Annotated in this window: 14 protein-coding genes; 13 read left to right on the top strand and 1 reads right to left on the bottom strand. The window is 63.9% G+C overall.

The window, feature by feature from the left end:
• Positions 1 to 163: 163 nt before the first annotated feature.
• The 13 genes from NKI50_RS10920 to NKI50_RS10860 all read left to right on the top strand — a co-directional run bounded on the left by NKI50_RS10920 (position 164) and on the right by NKI50_RS10860 (position 18096).
• Positions 164 to 865: a response regulator transcription factor gene (locus NKI50_RS10920; protein WP_023677547.1), complete on the top strand. Its 702-nt coding sequence runs from the start codon at positions 164 to 166 to the stop codon at positions 863 to 865.
• Between the two features lie 22 nt (positions 866 to 887).
• Positions 888 to 2672 (top strand): sensor histidine kinase, encoded by a 1785-nt coding sequence (locus NKI50_RS10915; protein WP_352484482.1) that lies wholly within the window; start codon positions 888 to 890, stop codon positions 2670 to 2672.
• Positions 2673 to 2703: 31 nt separating this feature from the next.
• A complete protein-coding gene (locus NKI50_RS10910) occupies positions 2704 to 3150 on the top strand; it encodes an HPr kinase/phosphorylase (RefSeq protein WP_352516065.1) in 447 nt (148 codons plus the stop codon).
• 164 nt (positions 3151 to 3314) lie between these two features.
• The gene (locus NKI50_RS10905; protein WP_023718280.1) at positions 3315 to 3716 is read left to right on the top strand and encodes a PTS sugar transporter subunit IIA; all 402 of its coding nucleotides are present in this window, start codon (positions 3315 to 3317) and stop codon (positions 3714 to 3716) included.
• Positions 3713 to 4009 (top strand): HPr family phosphocarrier protein, encoded by a 297-nt coding sequence (locus tag NKI50_RS10900; protein ID WP_023718281.1) that lies wholly within the window; start codon positions 3713 to 3715, stop codon positions 4007 to 4009. The genes NKI50_RS10905 and NKI50_RS10900 overlap by 4 nt, the downstream gene beginning before the upstream one ends.
• 168 nt (positions 4010 to 4177) lie before the next feature.
• The gene (gene ahcY / locus NKI50_RS10895) at positions 4178 to 5578 is read left to right on the top strand and encodes an adenosylhomocysteinase (RefSeq protein WP_352591225.1); all 1401 of its coding nucleotides are present in this window, start codon (positions 4178 to 4180) and stop codon (positions 5576 to 5578) included.
• A gap of 188 nt (positions 5579 to 5766) precedes the next feature.
• Positions 5767 to 8328, top strand: a complete 2562-nt coding sequence (locus tag NKI50_RS10890) for a sensor histidine kinase (protein WP_352591223.1) — start codon at positions 5767 to 5769, stop codon at positions 8326 to 8328.
• Positions 8329 to 8336: 8 nt separating this feature from the next.
• Positions 8337 to 9848: a tRNA (adenosine(37)-N6)-threonylcarbamoyltransferase complex ATPase subunit type 1 TsaE gene (gene tsaE / locus NKI50_RS10885; protein WP_352716503.1), complete on the top strand. Its 1512-nt coding sequence runs from the start codon at positions 8337 to 8339 to the stop codon at positions 9846 to 9848.
• 50 nt (positions 9849 to 9898) lie between these two features.
• On the top strand, positions 9899 to 10642 hold the full coding sequence (locus NKI50_RS10880; RefSeq protein WP_352716576.1) for a nucleotidyltransferase family protein: 744 nt from the start codon (positions 9899 to 9901) through the stop codon (positions 10640 to 10642).
• Positions 10639 to 13776, top strand: a complete 3138-nt coding sequence (addB, locus tag NKI50_RS10875; protein WP_352716501.1) for a double-strand break repair protein AddB — start codon at positions 10639 to 10641, stop codon at positions 13774 to 13776. The genes NKI50_RS10880 and addB overlap by 4 nt, the downstream gene beginning before the upstream one ends.
• Positions 13773 to 17285, top strand: a complete 3513-nt coding sequence (gene addA / locus NKI50_RS10870; protein WP_352716499.1) for a double-strand break repair helicase AddA — start codon at positions 13773 to 13775, stop codon at positions 17283 to 17285. The genes addB and addA overlap by 4 nt, the downstream gene beginning before the upstream one ends.
• A gap of 73 nt (positions 17286 to 17358) precedes the next feature.
• Positions 17359 to 17682 (top strand): thioredoxin, encoded by a 324-nt coding sequence (gene trxA / locus NKI50_RS10865; RefSeq protein ID WP_023677558.1) that lies wholly within the window; start codon positions 17359 to 17361, stop codon positions 17680 to 17682.
• Positions 17683 to 17814: 132 nt separating this feature from the next.
• A complete protein-coding gene (locus NKI50_RS10860) occupies positions 17815 to 18096 on the top strand; it encodes a cupin domain-containing protein (RefSeq protein WP_352484475.1) in 282 nt (93 codons plus the stop codon).
• A gap of 47 nt (positions 18097 to 18143) precedes the next feature.
• On the opposite strand, the gene NKI50_RS10855 is transcribed toward NKI50_RS10860, so the two are convergent.
• Complete coding sequence (locus NKI50_RS10855) at positions 18144 to 18563, bottom strand: VOC family protein (protein ID WP_023718288.1); 420 nt, start codon at positions 18561 to 18563, stop codon at positions 18144 to 18146.
• Positions 18564 to 18586 lie beyond the last annotated feature (23 nt).

The following is an 18586-nucleotide window of genomic DNA, read 5'->3' as shown; positions in this document are numbered from 1 at the left end:
TTGGCGATGTTCATTCGTCCAATCCATATCGAGGTACAATTGTGGCCGCCGGCATGCCGCGCGTGACAGCGGATAGAGCCTATGCCACATTTTGTACCTAATTTGTCCTGCAAAAGCCCCTTCTCGACGAAAGAAGGGACAGCTCATGAGGGAGCCGCTTGAAATGGCAACAATCGCGCTTGTCGACGACGATCGCAACATTCTGACTTCGGTTTCGATCGCCCTCGAATCCGAGGGTTATCGGGTTGAAACCTACACGGATGGGGCGTCGGCGCTGGAGGGACTGGCGGCGCGCCCGCCGAACCTCGCCATCCTCGACATCAAGATGCCGCGCATGGACGGCATGGAGCTGCTGCGCCGGATGCGCCAGAAATCCGACCTGCCGGTGATCTTCCTGACCTCCAAGGACGACGAGATCGATGAACTGTTCGGCCTCAAGATGGGCGCCGACGACTTCATCCGCAAACCCTTCTCGCAGCGTCTTCTGGTCGAGCGCGTCCGCGCCGTGCTGCGCCGCGCCAGTACCCGCGAGGCGGCCGCCAAGGCGCCCAACCAGCAGGCTCGGTCGCTTGAGCGCGGCCAGCTTGTCATGGACCAGGAGCGCCACACCTGCACCTGGAAGGGCGAGCCGGTGACGCTTACCGTCACCGAGTTCCTCATCCTGCATTCGCTGGCCCAGCGTCCAGGCGTCGTAAAAAGCCGTGATGCGCTGATGGATTCGGCTTATGATGAGCAGGTCTATGTCGATGACCGCACCATCGACAGTCACATCAAGCGGCTGCGCAAAAAGTTCAAGGCCGTCGATGATGACTTCGAAATGATCGAAACCCTTTACGGAGTCGGATATCGGTTCCGCGAAGCTTGAGTCGAGCGGGAGCTGCTATTCGATGGCAGTGGAAGTAGAGCGAGTGAGACGATCGGGCGCCGCCAGGCGCCCGCCGCGGATTCTGCCCGCCTTCGTGTCGAAAATCACGGTGCCGATGCGCCGGTTTCTCGGCCATCACATCTTTTCCAGCCTGACGCGGCGTATTCTCTTTCTCAATCTTGCCGGCCTGGCCGTCCTGGTCACCGGCATTCTCTACCTCAACACCTTTCGAGACGGGCTGATCGACGCCCGTGTCGAGAGCCTGATGACCCAGGGCGAGATCATTGCCGGCGCGATTGCCGCATCGGCGACGGTCGAGACCGATTCGATCAGCATCGATCCGGAAAAGCTGCTTGAGTTGCAGGCTGGCGAAAGCCTCGGCCCGGGCTCCGATCAGCTCGACAATCTCGATTTCCCGATCAATCCGGAGCGCGTGGCGCCGGTGCTCAGGCGGTTGATCTCGCCGACGCGCACGCGCGCCCGCATTTACGACCGCGACGCCAACCTGCTGCTCGATTCCCGCCATCTCTATTCGCGCGGTCAGATCCTTCGCTACGATCTGCCGCCGGTCGAAGAGGAGCAGCCGGATCTTCTGGAGCGCATCCAGAAATTCGTCTTCGATTTCTTCCGCAATAAGCAGCTGCCCGTCTATCGCGAGCAGCCGGGCGGCAACGGTGCTGCGTTTCCCGAAGTGGTCAAGGCGCTTACCGGCAGTCCGTCGACGATCGTGCGGATCTCGGAGCAGGGCGAGCAGATCGTTTCCGTGGCGGTGCCGATCCAGCGCTTCCGTGCCGTTCTCGGCGTACTGATGCTGTCGACCGAAGGTGGCGACATCGACAAGATCGTCGCGGCCGAGCGCAAGGCGATCCTGCGCGTGTTCGGCATCGCCGCGTTGGTTACCGCTATCCTGTCGATGCTGCTGGCCTCCACCATCGCCAACCCGCTGCGCCGGCTTTCCGCGGCGGCGGTCAGGGTTCGCCGCGGTGTCAAGAACCGCGAGGAAATTCCCGACTTCTCCGACCGCCAGGACGAGATCGGCAATTTGTCGATCGCCGTGCGCGACATGACCAATGCGCTCTACGCCCGCATTGAGGCGATCGAAAGTTTTGCCGCGGATGTCTCGCATGAATTGAAGAACCCACTCACCTCGCTGCGCAGCGCGGTGGAGACATTGCCGCTGGCCAAGAACGACAATTCGCGCAGCCGGCTGATGGATATCATCCAGCACGATGTGAGGCGCCTGGACCGCCTGATCACCGATATTTCCGATGCCTCCCGTCTCGATGCCGAACTGGCGCGGGAAGACGCGGGAACTGTCGACCTGAAGAAGTTCATCACCGATCTGGTCGCCGTCTCGCGCGAGGCCACACGCAACAAGAAGGCGGTCGAGATCGAATTCAAGGTCGCCAAACTGCCGCAGGGCGTGAAAGGCTACTTCGTCGTCGGCCATGATCTGAGGATCGGCCAGGTGATCACCAACCTGATCGAGAATGCCCGCTCGTTCGTTCCCGAAGAACGTGGCCACATCACCATATCGCTGGCGCGCGCCGGCAAGTTCAACATCGTCACCGTCGACGACAATGGCCCCGGCATCCGGGCCGACAACATCGATCGCATTTTCGAGCGGTTCTATACCGACCGGCCGGCCGGCGAGGCGTTCGGCCAGAACTCGGGCCTTGGCCTGTCGATATCCCGGCAGATCGTCGAAGCCCATGGCGGCACGTTGAGCGCCGAGAACATCCCGGGCACCAAGCCTGGCGAGATCAAGGGCGCCCGCTTCGTGGTGACGCTGCCGGCCGAAGGCTGACGGATGAATTCCAATCACGCCTGGTCCTATTGTGCAGCCTGAAAACATTCACGGCACCGCCATCCTGATAGGTGATTGCGGCATTCTCATCACCGGACCGTCCGGCTTGGGCAAGACGACGCTGGCGCTCGCCTTGATCGATCATTGCAGCCAGCGCGGGCTGTTTTCGCGGCTGATCGGCGATGACCAGCTCTTTGCTGCCGATTGCGAGGGGCGGCTGGTCTGCCGCGCACCAGTCAGCATAGCCGGCCTCGTCGAGGTGCCGGGATTCGGCCCCAAGCCGATACCATTCGAGCCAAGCTGCGTGATCGACCTCATTATCCGGCTGGTGCCAGCCGGCAAAATGGCCCGCTTCCAGGAAGACTGCAGCGAACTCGTTTTCGGCGTACCAGTGCCGCGCATCGATCTTGCCGGGCGCAATGTCGCGGCGGCCTTGCCGGCAGTGATGTCGCGCCTGTCGATTGCGCCTTTCCTGTGATCCGATTTGGATTTTTTGCTGCAATGCGTCAAATTGGTCTGGGCCGGCGCAATTTTGGGCTTGTCAACGGGCCTTGCGTCGACAAGATAGCGCTCCCGCCACCTGGAACGGTCGGCGAGCATAAAATGCGCCTGTGAAGCGGCGATGACGGGAGCCACCAAAGAATGATCGGACTCGTGCTTGTAACGCACGGTCAACTGGCCGCCGAGTTCCGCAATGCCGTGGAACATGTCGTAGGGCCACAAGACAATTTCGAGACCGTGGCGATCGGTGCCGACGATGATATGGAACAACGCCGCCGCGACATTATCGACGCAGTCGGCCGCGTCGATACCGGATCAGGCGTCATCGTTTTGACCGACATGTTCGGCGGCACGCCCTCCAACCTCGCCATTTCCGTGATGGAATCCGGCCGCATCGAGGTCATTGCCGGCATGAACCTGCCGATGCTGATCAAGCTGTCCAGCGTTCGCAAAGGCGACAACATGGCGGCCGCGCTGGATGAGGCGCAGGCTGCCGGCCGCAAATACATCAACGTCGCCAGTCAGCTCCTGAGCAGCAAATGAGCGCGCTGTTGCCGGAAAAGGACAAGATCGTTCGCGACTTTCCGATCGTCAACCAGCGCGGCCTGCACGCGCGCGCCTCGGCCAAGTTCGTTCAAATTGCCAGCGGCTTCAATGCCACGGTCCAGGTCGAGAAGGACGGCGTCAAGGTCGGCGGCACCTCGATCATGGGCCTGATGATGCTGGCGGCGAGCCCCGGCTATTCGATCCGCGTCACCGCCAGCGGCCCGCAGGCCGAAGAGGTCATCGATGCGCTGGAGCAACTGGTTGCTTCCCGTTTTGGCGAGGAATGCTGACGGCGCTCTCTCGTGTTGGTCGCCGCTGAAGACATGCACGGATAAAGATTTCTTTATATCCCATTGTCGTCCGACTCCCGATCTGCTAGTCAGGCCGGCAACTCGCGCCCTCCGACACGCCTTCGGGGCGGGGCGCGTCCCGCAATCAATTCGCATCGGAGCACTGCCATGACGGGTAGCAAGGATTATGTGGTCGCCGACATCGCGCTTGCCGGCTGGGGCCGCAAGGAGATCGAGATCGCCGAAACCGAAATGCCGGGCCTGATGGCCTGCCGCGAGGAATTCGGCGACAAGAAGCCGCTCAGGGGCGCGCGCATCACCGGCTCGCTGCACATGACCATCCAGACCGCGGTGCTGATCGAAACGCTTAAGGCGCTCGGCGCCGATATCCGCTGGGCTTCCTGCAACATCTTCTCGACCCAGGACCACGCTGCCGCGGCCATTGCCGAGGCCGGAATTCCGGTGTTTGCCGTCAAGGGCGAGACGCTGGAGGATTATTGGGTCTACACCGACAAGATCTTCCAGTGGGCCGATGGCGGCACCTCCAACATGATCCTCGACGACGGTGGCGATGCTACCATGTACATCCTGATCGGCGCCCGCGCCGAGGCCGGCGAGGATGTGCTGTCCAATCCGGGCAGCGAAGAGGAAGAGATCCTGTTTGCCCAGATCAAGAAGCGCATGCAGGCATCGTCGGGCTTCTTCACCAAGCAGAAGGAAGCAATCCGCGGCGTCACCGAAGAGACGACGACCGGCGTCAATCGGCTCTATCAGTTGCAGAAAAAAGGCCTGCTGCCGTTCCCGGCGATCAACGTCAATGATTCCGTCACCAAGTCGAAATTCGACAACAAATATGGCTGCAAGGAATCGCTCGTCGACGGCATTCGCCGCGGCACCGACACGATGATGGCCGGCAAGGTCGCGGTCGTCTGCGGCTATGGCGACGTCGGCAAGGGCTCGTCGGCTTCGCTCAAGGGTGCCGGTGCCCGCGTCAAGGTCACCGAGGTCGATCCGATCTGCGCGCTGCAGGCAGCGATGGACGGTTTCGAGGTGGTCACGCTCGAAGACGCGGCACCGACGGCCGACATCGTCATCACCACCACCGGCAACAAGGACGTCGTTACCCTCGACCACATGCGCCTGATGAAGGACATGGTGATCGTCGGCAACATCGGTCACTTCGACAACGAGATCCAGGTGGCGTCGCTGCGCAACCTGAAATGGACCAACATCAAGCCGCAGGTCGATATGATCACCTTCCCGGACGGCAAGCGGATGATCCTTTTGTCGGAAGGCCGTCTGCTCAACCTCGGCAACGCCACCGGCCACCCGAGCTTCGTCATGTCGGCGTCCTTCACCAACCAGGTGTTGGCGCAGATCGAGCTGTACACCAAGCCCGGTCAGTACGAAAACCAGGTCTACGTCCTGCCGAAGCATCTCGACGAAAAGGTCGCGCGCCTGCATCTCGACAAGCTCGGTGCCCGCCTGACCGAACTATCCGGCGAACAGGCCGCCTATATCGGCGTCACTCCGCAGGGACCGTTCAAGCCGGAACACTACCGCTATTAACCACGGCGAAACTTGCCACTAGATATTGAAGCCGGGCGATTGACTTTTCGCCCGGCTTTATTTTTGCGCTGATTGATTCTTCACGCCGATTCGCGCAAGCGCTATGGTGCTGATTCGCGGTCCGGGGACGAGGCCCGGGCGCACGCATCAGGGCGGTCTTGCATTCAGGCGGCGAAGAGGACCAAGACATGCCGGGGGATAACCCGCCTTGCGCGGGACAGGCCGTTTCCGGCGGCCATAACGATTCGATCACGGGCTCCGCTGCCAGAGGCGGCAGCCTTTTATGCCGTGCCGGCAGCCGTGTCGGGGTGCTGCTTGCTTCTTCCGCGCTGGTTGGTCCGCTGCTTGGCTTTGCCGCACATGCCCAAACCCGCGTGGCGCAAAAGGCCGGGCTGTCGGTCAGCACGGTCGAGGTCATGCAACTCGCCATGTTTGTCGGCGTCATGGGGGCGGCATTGCTGTCGGCCATCTTTCTGATCCGCGAAAGGGCGCGCACCGCGGCGGAAAATGCCGAGCTCAGGACCCGCATCGCCGACGTCAATGCCGCGCTGCAGCGCTCCGAGGCGCTGCTCCATTCCCGCGACCAGCGCGTGGTCGTATGGGCCGCCGAAAACAAGAAACCCGAGCTTGTCGGAACATTGCCGATCGAGAGCGGCGCGCCGGAGGACCGGGCGGCCTTCCTGGCTTTCGGCCGCTGGCTGATGCCGCGTTCGGCGGCCGCGTTGGAACATGCCGTGGCGGCGCTGCGGGACAAGGCAAAGCCCTTCGATCTGGTCATCGAATCGCAGGCCGGCCAGCCGCTCGAGGTTCACGGCCGCAAGAGTGCGGCGCATGTATTGGTTCGCTTCGTCTCGCTTTCGGAGACACAGCGAAGCCAGGCCAGGCTGAAGATCGAGAACCAGCGCTTGGCCGCCGACCATGAGACGCTGATCGGACTTCTCGATGCGCTCAAGATGCCGTCATGGCTACGCACCGTCGACGGGCGGCTGAAATGGGTCAACCGGGCCTATGCCGAAGCGGTCGAGGCCGAGAATGCCGAATCGGCGGTTCGTGACAGCAAGGAATTCCTCGGCGGCCAGGCGCGCGACACGATTGCTGCGCAACACAAGTCGCAGCCCGTCTTCGAACAGACGCTCTCCACTGTGATCGAAGGCGACCGCCGTATGTTTGCCGTGACCGACTTTGCCGGGGCGGATGGTTCGGCTGGTCTTGCCTGCGACATCAGCGCCATCGAGGCCATTCGCGCCGAGTATGAACGGACCGTGCAGAGCCACGCCGATACGCTCGATCAGCTCAACACTGCCGTGGCGATTTTCGATACCGACGAGAAATTGCGGTTTTTCAATCAGGCGTTCCAGAAACTATGGGGCCTCGACAGCGGCTTCCTGCACAGCGCGCCGGACAACGCCTTGCTGCTCGACCGCCTGCGCAGCGAAGGCAAGATTGCCGAGCAGCCCGAATGGCGGCGCTGGAAAGAGAGCTTGCTCGGCGCTTATCGCGCGGTTGAATCGCAGGAGCATTGGTGGCATCTGCCGGACGGCAAGACCATTCGCGTCGTCGCCAACCCGCAGCCCAAGGGCGGCGTCACCTGGGTGTTCGAGAACCTGACCGAGAAGATGGACCTTGAAAGCCGCTACCAGACCGCAGTGCGGGTCCAGGGCGAAACGCTCGACAACCTTGCCGAAGGCGTCGCTGTGTTCGGCCCCGACGGCAGGCTGAGATTGTCGAATCCGGCTTTCGCGGCACTGTGGGGGCTGGATGCCGATGCCTCAAAACCCAACGTCCATGTCTCGACGATCCGCGACCTTTGCGACCGCCGTGCCGTCGATAGTCCGTGGGGCGGGTTCGTTGCCGCCATCACCGGCTTCGACGACGAGCGCCGCGACCGCCACGGCCAGACCGAACTGAACAACGGCACCGTTTTGCGCTACGCCGTCATCCCCTTGCCCAACGGCCAGGTGATGATGACCTTCGTCGACGTTACCGACAGCGTCAATGTCGAGCGGGCGCTGAAGGACAAGAATGAGGCGCTGCAAAAGTCCGACCAGATCAAGAACGAATTCGTGCAGCACGTCTCCTATGAGCTGCGCTCGCCACTCACCAACATCATCGGCTTTACCGAGCTTCTTTCACTGCCGTCGACTGGTCCGTTGAACCAGAAGCAACGCGAATATATCGGGCATGTCGGCTCGTCCTCCTCGGTCCTGCTCACCATCGTCAACGACATCCTCGATCTGGCGACGGTGGATGCCGGCATCATGGAACTCGACATTTCCGAAGTTCACATCGATCGAACCATTACAGCCGCCGCCGAACTGGTCGCCGACCGACTGGAGGAACATGCGATCAAGCTTAGGATCGACGCAGCGGCCGCGCCGAAAACCTTCCACGGCGACGAAATCCGGGTCCGCCAGATCCTCTACAATCTGCTCAGCAATGCCGCCAATTACGCGCCGGAGGCGAGCACCATAACGCTCGCCTGCCGCCAACTTGCCGACGGCGTGGAATTTTCCGTTCACGATGACGGCCCTGGCATGCCGCCGGACCTGCTTGACTCGGTGTTCCGGCGCTTCGAGCCGCGCACCAATGGCGGCCGCCGCCGCGGCGCCGGGCTCGGCCTGTCGATCGTCAAGAGCTTTGTCGAACTGCATGGCGGCAGCGTCCGCATCGAGACCGGCAGGGACAAGGGCACTACGGTTGTTTGCGCCTTTCCCGACACGCCGTCCGGCATCCGCGCGGCGGCCGAGTAGCGCGTTCGATGGCGGTATTGGTGCTGGAGCGTTTTCTCGCCGACGAGGCTGCGACGGCAAGGCTTGGTGAGGACCTCGCCATGTCGCTGCGCATTGGCGACGTGCTCGCTCTCAAGGGCGATCTCGGCGCCGGCAAGTCGACCTTGGCGCGGGCGCTGGTCAAGGCACTGGCCGACGATGCCGGCCTCGACGTGCCGAGCCCGACCTTTACGCTGGTCCAGAGTTACGACACGCGTGTGCCGGTCCATCATTTCGATCTCTACCGCTTGGGCGCGGCATCCGAGTTGGACGAGCTGGGTTTCGACGAGGCGCTGACGCAAGGGGCCGCACTGGTCGAATGGCCGGAACGGGCAGAGGCATATTTGCCGAAAACCTCGGTGCTGGTCGAACTTCTCCAGCAGGGCGACGGCCGATTGGCGAGACTATCGGGAGGGGGCGCCGCCTTCGAGCGCGCGGCGCGATCGCTGGCCATGCGCGATTTTCTCGGCCAGGCCGGTTGGGGCGAAGCGCAGCGGCGATATTTCATCGGTGATGCCTCGGCTCGCTCCTACGAGATCGTCACGCTCGCCGGATTTCCGCCGCGCGTGCTGATGAACTCGCCAAGGCTGGTGCTCGGACCGCCAGTCCGCGACGGCAAACCCTATGCCGAGATCGCCCACACCGCGCAATCCGTTTCGGCGTTCGTCGCCATTGACCGTGCCTTGCGGGCCGGCGGCGTCAGCGTCCCGGAAATCCATGCCCAGGATCTCGACCAGGGTTTTCTGCTGCTGGAGCATCTCGGGTCCCAAGGGTTCCTGGACAAGCGCGGCCAGCCGGTGGCCGAGCGCTACGCGGCGGCGGCCGAACTGCTTGCCATGATGCACGGCAAAACATGGCCGGCCAGCATGCAGGCCGGCCCCGGCGTCTTCCACGAGGTGCCGCCTTTCGATCGCGACGCCATGATGATCGAGGCCGAATTGCTGGTCGACTGGTATGTCCCTGCGATATCAGGCGCTCCGCCAAGCGAGGCGTTCCGCGCCGGTTATCGCAGCGAATGGAATGCGGTGCTCGATCGGCTCGAGGGGCGCGAATACACGCTAATGCTGCGCGACTTCCATTCGCCCAACCTGATCTGGCGCGGTGATCGTTCCGGTCACGATCGTCTCGGCGTCGTCGATGTCCAGGATGCGCTCATCGGTCCGTCAGCCTACGACGTCGCCTCGCTCGCCATGGACGCGCGCGTCACCATTTCACCTGAAATCGAAAAGCACACGCTCGCCGCCTATATCGCCGCGCGACGCGACGCCGGCGTCTTCGACGAAGACGAATTCCGCGAAACCTATGCAATCATGGCCGCACAGCGCAATTCCAAGATCCTCGGCATTTTCGTGCGGCTCGAAAAACGCGACAGCAAGCCTTATTATCTGAAGCATCTGCCGCGCATCCGCGATTATCTTCGCCGGGCGCTGGCGCATCCGGCGCTGGCCGGGCTGCAGGATTTCTACATCGCCCACGGCTTGCTGGAGGAACGCTCGATTTGAAGGCTAAGGATTTGGGCCTGAAAGCGTCGGGACCGATGCCGACGACCGCCATGGTGCTTGCCGCCGGGCTCGGCAAGCGCATGCGGCCGATCACCGAGACCATGCCGAAGCCGCTGGTCAAGGTCGCCGGCAAGACATTGCTCGACTGGGGGCTGGACAGCCTAGCCGAAGCCGGTGTCGCCAAGGCCGTCGTCAACGTCCATTACCTGCCGCAACAGATCGTGGACCATGTAGCCCGCCGCAGTGCGCCGAGAATCGTCATCTCGGATGAGAGCAGCGGCCTGCTCGACTCTGCCGGCGGCATCGTCAAGGCATTGCCCAAGTTAGGGGCACCCTTCTATGTGCTCAACGCCGACACCTTCTGGATCGACAGCGGCGTTTCCAATCTCAGGCGACTTGCCCTTGCATGGGAGGGCGCGACAATGGACATTCTGCTGATGCTTGCGGATCTCCAGTCGGCAACCGGACATAGCGGCGGCACCGATTTCCTGATGGCGCCGGACGGCGCGTTGCGGCGTGCGAACAACGATCCGGCCGGCCTGATCTATGCCGGCGCCGCAATCGTCCATCCGCGCATCTTCAAGGACGCGCCGGCCGGCCCGCTGTCGCTCAACGCCTATTTCGATGCGGCAATCGCCGCCGGCCGCCTGTTCGGCATGACGATGCGTGGCCATTGGATCACTGTCGGTACACCCGACGCGATCCCGCGGGCGGAAGCAGCGGTCGCCGCCGCGCTTGCCGGCACGCCTGATGCTCTTGCTGAGGCACCCGGCGCTCTTACCGAGTCGAAATGAGCGGCTCCCGCCGCGTTTTCTCGATCCCGCCCGGAGCGCCGTTCCTGCCGACGCTGGCCGAGGCGCTGCTTGCAGGGCGCCTGGTTCCCGGCCTTGCCTATGATGGCGATCCGCTGGTGCTGGCCGATCTCACCATCTACGTGCCGACGCGCCGTGCAGCGCGGGCGCTCCGCGGCGTCTTCGTCGATGCTCTCTCGCGCTCGGGAAGCCGTTCGGCGATCCTGCCGGTCATCCGCCCACTTGGTGAGTTTGATGAAGATGAAGCCGCCTTCGAGACGGAAGCTTCGGCCGCCATCGACTTTGCGCCGCCGATCGCCGCGGTCGAGCGTCTTCTGCTGCTTGCGCCGCTGGTGCGGGCGTGGAAACGCCGCCTGCCGGCACATGTCGCGGCATTGTTCGACGAGGAGATCGTCATCCCGGCCTCCGCCGCCGACGCCATCTGGCTGGCGCGCGACCTTGCACGGCTGATGGATGAGATCGAGACGGAAGGCACGGATTGGGCGAGGCTCGCCGACCTTGTAACCGGCAACCTTGCAGGCTGGTGGCAGGTGACGCTCGATTTCCTGACCATCGTGACTGAGAACTGGCCGAAGCTGCTCGAGGAACGCCGTCGCTCCAATCCGGCAGCGCATCGCAATGCCCTGATAAGGCTGGAAGCGGCGCGGCTGAAGCGCAATCCACCCGCCGGGCCGGTGATCGCCGCCGGCTCTACCGGCTCCATCCCCGCCACGGCCGAGCTGCTTGCCGTAATCGCCGGTCTGCCCAATGGCGCTGTTGTGCTGCCCGGCCTCGACCGGACGCTGGACGAGCCGTCCTTTGCCGCCGTCAGTGCACCTGGTGCGCGGCCGGCTTTGCTTGGCCATCCGCAATACGGCCTGGCAAAGTTGATCGGCAAGATCGGGGTGCTTCGGGCCGATGTCGGGGAGCTTGCTGTTGCGCCGCGGCCACTTGCGCTGCGCGCCGCACTTGTCGGCGAGGCGCTGCGGCCGGCGGAGACCACCGAGCTCTGGGCCGAGACGCGCGCGCGCTTCACCGCTGGCGATAGTGCCGAGGCCTTCGCTGGTGTGACGCTTCTCGAGGCCGCCAGCGAACGCGACGAAGCCGTGGCGATCGCCGTTGCGCTCAAACAGGCCGTCGAACGGCCCGGCCAGCGCGCCGCACTGGTCACCGGCGACCGCGCGCTGGCGCGACGCGTCTCGGTCGAGCTGTTGCGCTTCGGCGTCGCCGCCGACGATTCCGGCGGCACGCCGCTCATCAACACGCCAGCCGCCAGCCTGCTCCGGCTGGCGCTTCAGGCGGCGTTCCGCCCGGGCGATCCGGTCGCCCTGCTGTCACTGCTCAAGCATCCCTTGCTTGGCCTCGGCCTGGAGCGGGCAAGCGTCCGCCATGCGGCCGAAATCGTCGAACTCGTGGCGCTGCGCGGCGGCACCGGTCGCCCGGACGTCGCGTCGCTGCCGCAACTCTTCGGTGCCCGGCTTGCCGAATTCGACGACGGCGGCAATCGCCGCCCGCCTTTCTGGCGATCGCGCCTCTCGGTCAGGCGCATCGAACAGGCGCGCGATCTGCTGATCCGGCTAACGGCTGCGCTGGCGCCGCTGGTTGCCTTTCGCGGCGAGGAGAATGCCGATCTTGCCACGCTTGTGCGCGCCAGTGTCGGCGTGCTCGAAAGCCTCGGCCGCGCTGCTGACGGAAGCCTCAGCGAACTCTATGCCGGCGATGCCGGTGAAAAGCTTGCCGAGCTCTTGCGCGGTCTGGTCGCGGCCTCGGTGTCGTTCTCCTTCGCCGCGGACGAATGGCCCGATGTGATGGAGGCGCTGATTGCGCCCGAAATGGTCAAGCCGGCGCAGGGCACCGACAGGAGCATCGCCATCTGGGGCGTGCTGGAAGCGCGGCTTCAGGATATCGACACGCTGGTCGTCGGCGGACTCAACGAAGGCGTGTGGCCGCGCAAGCCGGAGAGTGACCGCTTTATGTCGCGGCTGATGAAGACCGGCATCGATCTTGAACCGCCGGAGCGGCGCATCGGCCTTGCCGCCCATGATTTCCAGATGGCCATGGGCGCCAAAAAAGTGGTGCTGGCTCGCTCCGCCCGTTCCGGCGACGCTCCGTCGGTGCCGTCGCGCTGGCTGCAGCGTATCCTTACCTTCGTCGGCGAGGACCATGCTGTGGCACTTCGCCGGCGCGGCGATGAACTGCTTGCCTGGGCGCGTGCGCTTGATGCCGGCGAAAAGCAGGACTTTGCGCCGAGGCCGCAGCCGAAACCGCCGCTCGCCCTGCGGCCGCACCACTTCTCGGTCACCGAGATCGAGACGCTACGTCGCGACCCATATGCGGTCTATGCCAGAAGGATACTCGGCCTGATGCCACTCGATCCGGTCGTTCGTGATCCGGGCGCTGCCGAGCGCGGCACGCTGTTTCACGCCATTCTGCACCTCTTCTCAGCGAGGGTGGCCGACCCGCGCGCGCCGGAGGCGCTGGACGGGCTCATCGCCGCCGGCCGGTCCTGCTTTGCCGAGGCTGCCCTGCCCGCCGATGTCGAGGCGGTGTGGTGGCCGCGCTTCGAAAAGCTTGCCGCCGGCATTATCGAATGGGAGCGCGGCCGGGCCGCCGCCGTGGTACGGCGGCACGCCGAGGAACGCGCCGAAAAGACCGGCGTCGGCCGATCCGGCGTGACCCTGTCCGGCTATGCCGATCGCATCGATCTGCTGGCCGGCGGCATGGCCGACATCCTCGATTACAAGACCGGCTCCTCGCCATCCAAAGCGCAGGCGCACACGCTGCTCGCGCCGCAACTGGCGCTGGAGGGCGCGCTGCTGCGTCGCGGCGCCTTCAAGGAGCTTGGCGCATGCGAGCCGTCGCAATTGGCCTTCGTGCGGCTGAAGCCGAACGGAGAGGTGTTCGAGGAATCGATCCTCGAATACAACCGCAAGCCGCGAACCGCCGCCGATCTCGCCGAAGAGGCTTGGGCGCGGCTGGAAAAACTGCTGATCCACTACGCCGACCCGGCGACCGGCTATCTGTCGCGGGCGCTGCCGTTCCGCGAAGGTGAGACCGACGGCGACTACGACCATCTCGCCCGCGTGCTGGAATGGTCCGCCGGCGGCGACGCCGACGAGGAGGGAGGGGAGGCGTGAAGAAGGCCTATCCCATCCCGAGCGACACCGCCGCCAGCCAAGCGAGCGCCTCCGACCCGCATAACTCCGCATGGGTGTCGGCAAACGCCGGATCGGGCAAGACCCATGTGCTCGCCGAGCGCGTCATCCGGCTTTTGCTGCGCGGCACCGATCCGTCCAAGATCCTGTGCTTGACCTATACGCGCGCCGCCGCCGCCAACATGTCGAACCGGGTGTTTTCGACCCTATCGCAATGGACGGCGCTTGGTGATGCCGAGCTCTCGACACGGATAGAGGCGCTGGACAGCCGCCAGCCCGACCGCGAAACCATGCGCCAGGCGCGGCGGCTGTTTGCCGAGGCGCTGGAAACACCGGGCGGGCTGAAGATCCAGACCATTCACGCCTTCTGCGAATCGGTGCTGCATCAGTTCCCGCTGGAAGCCAACATCCCGGCGCATTTCGAAATGCTTGATCCGCAAATGGAGGCTTCGCTGTTCGCCGCCGCCCGCCGCGACATGATCTCCGGCGGCGTTGCAGGCGATGCGGCACTGGCCGAGGCTTTCGCCACCGTGCTGGAGCGCGGCGGCGAACATGGGCTCGACGCGTTGCTAGGCGAGATCGTGCGCAAGCGCGACGGTTTGCGCACCTTCGTCGCCGCGGCCGGCGGCGATGGTTTTCAGGCGCTGTTCGACGAGTTCCATTTCCGCGCCGGCCAGACCGCCGAAGGCATCGCCGCCTCGGTCTGGCCGCTGCCCGGCTTCCTGCCGGATTATCTCGTCACCTTTTCACGGGCGGCCGAGGCCGCCGATGCGCGCATCGTGCTGAACAATCTGCTGCCATACGCCCGTCTTGCCTTTGCCGAGGACGATCCGGTCCGACGCCTGAATTTGCTCTCCAAGGCTTTCTTGAGGGCCGATGGCGAGCCTTATGATCCGGCAAAGACGTTCAAGAAGGCGCTGCTCGACCGGCTGCCCGATCTTGCCGAACGTTATCTCGTGGCGGTCGACGCTATTCTCGAAATCTCCGACCGCCTGGCCTTGTTCAGGATGTTGGAAGGCACGCGTGCCGCGCTGACCATCGCCGACTGGCTGATCGCCCGCTACGAGCAATTGAAGCGCGCCCGCGGCTTCCTCGACTTCAACGACCTGATCACCCGCACTGTCAATCTACTGGCGCGGCCCGACGCCGGCCCATGGGTGCAATACAAGCTCGACCAGGGCATCGACCACATCCTCCTCGACGAGGCGCAGGACACCAGTCCCGACCAGTGGGACGTGGTCAAGCGGCTGGCGGAGGAGTTCTTTGCCGGGCTCGGCGCCCGCGACGCCGTCCACCGCACCATCTTTGCCGTCGGTGATGAAAAGCAGTCGATCTATTCCTTTCAGGGGGCCGCCCCGGATTCCTTTGCTGACAGCCGGCTTTTGTTTGCCGGCAAAGTTAGAAGCGCCGCCGCCGCCTTCGCCGATCTCAAGCTGACCTGGTCGTTCCGCTCGACCGACGACGTGCTTGCGGCGGTGGATCGTGTCTTTGCCGACCCGAACGTGCGGCGCGGCATCAGCCACGATCCCGATCCGCTCGACCACAAGGCGATCCGCACCGATGCGCCGGGTTATGTCGAGGTCTGGCCGTCGATCGGCGCCGATGTCGTCGACGAACCAGACGATTGGACGCAAGCGGTCGACCATGCCCATGCGCCGGCAGTACGCGTCGCTGAAAACGTCGCGGCAACCATTGCCGGCTGGATCGGCGGCGGCGAGACTATCGAAGGCCGCGGCAAGAAACTGCGGCCCGGCGACGTGCTGGTGCTGGTGCGCAAGCGCGATCGCTTCGTCCATGCGCTGACGCGGGCGCTGAAGCGCCGCGACATTCCGGTGGCCGGCGCCGACCGGCTCAGCCTGCCCGGCCACATCGCGGTGAAGGACCTGATCGCACTCGGCCATTTTCTCATCCAGCCGCAGGACGATCTGTCGCTGGCCGCCGTGCTGCGCAGCCCGATCTTCGATGTCTCGGAAGAGCAGCTCTTCGCACTTGCTGCCGAGAGGCCGTCGGGCGTCTCGCTGATCGCCTCGCTGCGCCGGCATGCCGGCGAAAGCGAGGCGTTGGCCGCCGTCGTCAGCCGGCTCGACACATGGTCGAACGAAGTCGCATTCAAGCCGGTGTTCGAATTTTACGCCGGAGCTCTCGCCCGCGACGGCCTGCGCAAGAAGATGATCGCGCGGCTCGGTCCGGAGGCCGGCGACATCCTCGACGAATTCCTGAATTTCTGCCTGGCCGAGGAGCGGACCGGCCTGCCGGGACTGGAATCCTTCCTGTCGACATTGGAAAACGCCGGCCCCGAGATCAAGCGCGAAATGGACCAGACCCGCGACGAGGTTCGCGTCATGACCGTGCATGCCGCCAAGGGCCTGGAAGCGCCGGTGGTATTCCTGGTCGATGGCGGCTCCGCGCCGTTCAGCGACCAGCACCTGCCGAGATTGATGCCGTTCGAAGGGTCGGGCGACTGCTGGGAGGGCAAGGGCTATCTCTGGCGGTCGGCCAGCGATGTCGCCAATGGATTTTCACGCGCCGCATCGGCCCGCGCCCGCGAGCTCGCCGACGACGAATACCGCCGGCTGCTCTATGTCGGCATGACTCGCGCCGAGGATCGGCTGATCGTCTGCGGCTACCATGGCAAGCGGGCGCAGAATACCGGCAGCTGGCACTCGGTCGTCAGCCGCGCGCTGGTCGGCGCCGCTGAAAGCGCGGAACGCCGGCATCCCGCCACTGGCGAGACCGTGCATCGTTTCCAGGTGACGAAGCTGCCGCCCATGCCACTGGCGGCAGTGGATGAGGCACGGCAGGCGGAACGCTTTGCGCCACTGCCGGAAACCCTGTTCCAGCCTTTGCCGCCTTTCGAGGAACTGCCGCGGCCGCTCTCGCCGTCCGGCGCCTCGGTGCTGATCGACGAGGCGCGGCAAGCGGTGGCCGACACGCGTTCGCCGGTATTGGATGCCGACGCCGAGCCCGGCTTTGCCGTGATTCGCGGGTTGGCGCTGCACAAATTGCTGCAGATGCTGCCCGGCATCGCCGAGGGAAAACGCCAGGATGCCGCCGAGCGCTATTTGGCGCGCGCCGGAGCTCAATGGCCTGAAGACGAGCGCGACAAAGCCTTGGCTGGCGTTTCCAGAATTCTTGCCGACAGCCGCTTCGCGCCGCTGTTTGCACCAAACTCGCGCGCTGAAGTCGCCATCATGGGCAGCCTGGAGGTGAGGGGCAAACTGCGCTCGATCTCCGGCAAGATCGACCGGCTGGCAGTAACGCCGGACAAGGTTTCGATCGTCGACTACAAGACCAATCGGCCAGCGCCAGCTACGCTCGCCGAAGTGCCGCAAGCCTATGTTCTGCAACTCGCACTTTATCGCGCGCTGCTTCAGCCGCTCTATCCGGGACGCGAGGTCTCGGCGGCGCTGCTGTTCACCGAGGCGCCGCGGCTGATCGAACTGCCGGCGGCCGCAATGGACGACGCGCTTGCTAGACTCACGGGAGCGTGACACAACACTTGCTTGAAGACGGACACGATCACCACCACATTTGGTGCGACGAACAAATCGAAAGGATCTCAGCATGGCCACCGTCAAGGTCGACAAGAGCAATTTCCAGGCCGACGTGCTCAACGCCAAGGAGCCGGTCGTGGTCGATTTCTGGGCGGAATGGTGCGGCCCGTGCAAGATGATCGCCCCGGCGCTTGAGGATATCGCCATCGAACTCGGCAGCAAGATAAAGATCGCCAAGCTCAACATCGATGAGAATCCTGAGCTGGCCGCGCAGTTCGGCGTGCGCTCGATCCCGACGCTGATGATCTTCAAGGGCGGCGAAGTCGCCGATATGAAGGTCGGTGCTGCGCCGAAAACGGCATTGTCGCACTGGATCAACGGCAGTCTCGCCTGATCCGATCAAAATTTTGCAGAAAAGCCCGGCCTCGCGCCGGGCTTTCTTTTGCTGGCGTCATTGGTGGGCCGCTCTGGCACTCGCGGCTTGCCGCCCCGTATTCTTCTCTTCTGAATACAAAGGAGAAGCGATATGATCGGATCCGCCAAGGCCACCGTCTTCATCGACAATGAGCGCGTCATCGTCACCGAATACCGCTTCGCCCCGGGCGACAACACCGGCTGGCACCGCCATGGCCACGACTATGTGATCGTGCCGTTGACCGACGGCAAGGTGAAGCTCCTGACCAAGGATGGCGAATCCTTCGCCGAAATGAAGAAGGGCGCGCCCTATTTCCGCAACGAGGGCGTCGAACATGACGTCATCAGCGCAAACGATGGCGAATTCGCCTTCATCGAGGTCGAGCTGAAGTAGTCCACCAACCATCGGCTGCGCCGCTACAATTGTCCGGCGAGGCGCGATCACCAATCCGCGATGCGATCGCCGCCGACGAATTGTGCGCTTTTCTCAGTGTATTCGAACAGTTCGATCTTCACGCCGTTGGGGTCGCGGATCCAAGCCTGGTAGGTGTCATCGCACGCGCGTTTCTTGGAAGTGACATCAACCCCCTCTGACCTCAGATGGGCGATCGCGGCGTCGATGTTTTCCACTTCGAGGCAGAAGTGGTTGATCTGGTTCAAGTCGCTATAGCTCGCGCCGTCTTTCTGGAACACTTCGACATGGCTACGGCTCCCGCAATTGAGATAGAAGCCGAAAATCTTGCCGTCGCGCAGGAAATTGAACTGCGTATCCATGCCGAGGACGTCCCGATAGAAGCTTCGCGTCTTCTCCAGGTCATTCGCGAAAATGCAAACGTGAGCGAGCTGCTTTACCTTGATCATGATTGGCTCCTCGCGGTGATCTG

The organism is Mesorhizobium sp. M0563, from assembly GCF_040321065.1.
GTDB lineage: Bacteria > Pseudomonadota > Alphaproteobacteria > Rhizobiales > Rhizobiaceae > Mesorhizobium.
The sequence above is the reverse complement of the archived record's forward strand: the minus strand, read 5'-3'. Positions and strand labels throughout refer to the sequence as shown.